The sequence below is a fragment of the Haloferax sp. s1 genome, assembly GCF_058382125.1.
Map to the genome: position 1 here is coordinate 1 of NZ_JBZRPK010000169.1, position 1,594 is coordinate 1,594.

Consider the following 1,594-nt stretch of genomic DNA (forward strand, 5'->3'; position numbering starts at 1 on the left):
GTTCGTGCCTTGGTAGAGGGGCGGGCGAATCGGTCGAGGTCGCGGACGGGCATCGAGTTCGAGACGAAGACGGTCGCCGGTTCGGGCGCGAGGTCGGCCACGTCAGCCGCGATTCGACCCTCGAATGCGTCGGTTTCGGCGTCAACAGCGTCCCAGTGGGTCGCCTCAGCGTCGGCCCATCGTCGATTCCACTCGGTGTCCGGACGGTTGCGAACGAGTTGCGAGAGTCGCCACGCGAGCACCGATGGCTCGGCTTCGACGAGGTCCGTCGCGATGAATTCGGCTTCGCGCCACTGGCCCGTCGGGTCCACGAGATACTGCCGGGCGTCGGTGCGCGCGAGGTACTTCCGAAGCGGCTTGGAAGTCGGCGACGCGCCGATTCGGACGACGACTTCGGGGTCCGGCCAGTCGGCCGTGACGCGCTCGTCGAGGTAGGCGTCGTAGCCGCCGAGGACGGTCGTCGTTCGGGTGTGGCCGCCGAAGCGCAGGCCGGAAAGCGGGTCGGCGACGACGGGGAAGCCAGTTGCGTGCGCGAAGGCGGCGATGGCTTCGGCGTTGAAGCCCGGTGGGTCCGCCGGGCCGGCGATGATGAGACCGCGGTCCACAGCGAGTTCGTCCGCGAGTTTTCGCAGATGGTCGTCCGAGAGTTCGGGCGCGCCACTCGTCGTCTTGACGTACGGGGAACCGTTTCGGCCATCGAGTGCCTCGCGGCTGAGGTCGGCGGAAACGTCGTCTTCGACGTAGGTTGGTTCGAGCGGTTTTCGGAAGGGGAAATTGAGGTGGACCGGTCCGGCATCGACGCCCGTTGCCTCCGAGACGGCGCGTGCGGCGGTGGTTCGGAGGCTCCGGAGCTTCCGGTCTGTCGCCTCGGGTTCGGGCATGTCTTTGTACCAGCGGACGGCGTCGCCGTAGAGCTTCTCTTGGTCGACTGTCTGGTTAGCTCCGCTATCACGGAGTTCCGGCGGGCGGTCGGCGGTGAGGACGAGCATCGGGACGCGCGCCTGCGACGCCTCGATGACGGCGGGGTGGAAGTTGGCGGCGGCGGTCCCGGAGGTACAGACGATGGGCGTCACGTCGCCCGTCCGCCGGGCGCGTCCGAGCGCGAAGTAGGCCGCGGACCGCTCGTCGAGGTGTGAGAACGTCTCGATGTCGTCGTGGCGGTCGAACGCCTCGGTGAGCGGCGTCGAGCGACTGCCCGGTGCGATGCACACCGCGTTGATTCCGGTGCGTGCCAGTTCGTCGGCGAAGGTTCGTGCCCAGAGGGTGTTTCGGTTCGGCGCTGTCATCTCGTGTTGTCTCTAATCGTCGTGGTGAGTCGGTACGAAAGACGGCTCGAACGTTCAGTCGTCGCGTTCGAGTTCGTCGAGGATGGGTCGGTATTTGAGCTGTACTTCGTCCCACTCGGCGTCGGGGTCGGAGTCGGCGACGAGACCGACGCCCGCAAAGAGCGTCGCCATCTTGTCATCCACGATAGCCGGGCGGATAGCGACCGCGAAACTACCATCGCCGCCGGCCCCGAACCAGCCGCCACGGGCGGCATACCAGCCGCGGTCGTACGGTTCGGTCCTACGGATTACGCCTCGTGCGGCAGCCG

At 67.3% G+C, this 1,594-nt stretch carries 2 protein-coding genes; both read right to left on the reverse strand.

Annotated elements, in window-relative coordinates; genetic code table 11:
* Nucleotides 1–1,286 (reverse strand): 2-succinyl-5-enolpyruvyl-6-hydroxy-3-cyclohexene-1-carboxylic-acid synthase (gene menD / locus QT222_RS01325; RefSeq protein WP_491476054.1); only part of this gene is annotated, 1,286 nt, incomplete at its 3' end.
* Nucleotides 1,287–1,340: 54 nt separating this feature from the next.
* Nucleotides 1,341–1,594 (reverse strand): chorismate-binding protein (locus QT222_RS01330; RefSeq protein WP_491476055.1); only part of this gene is annotated, 254 nt, incomplete at its 5' end.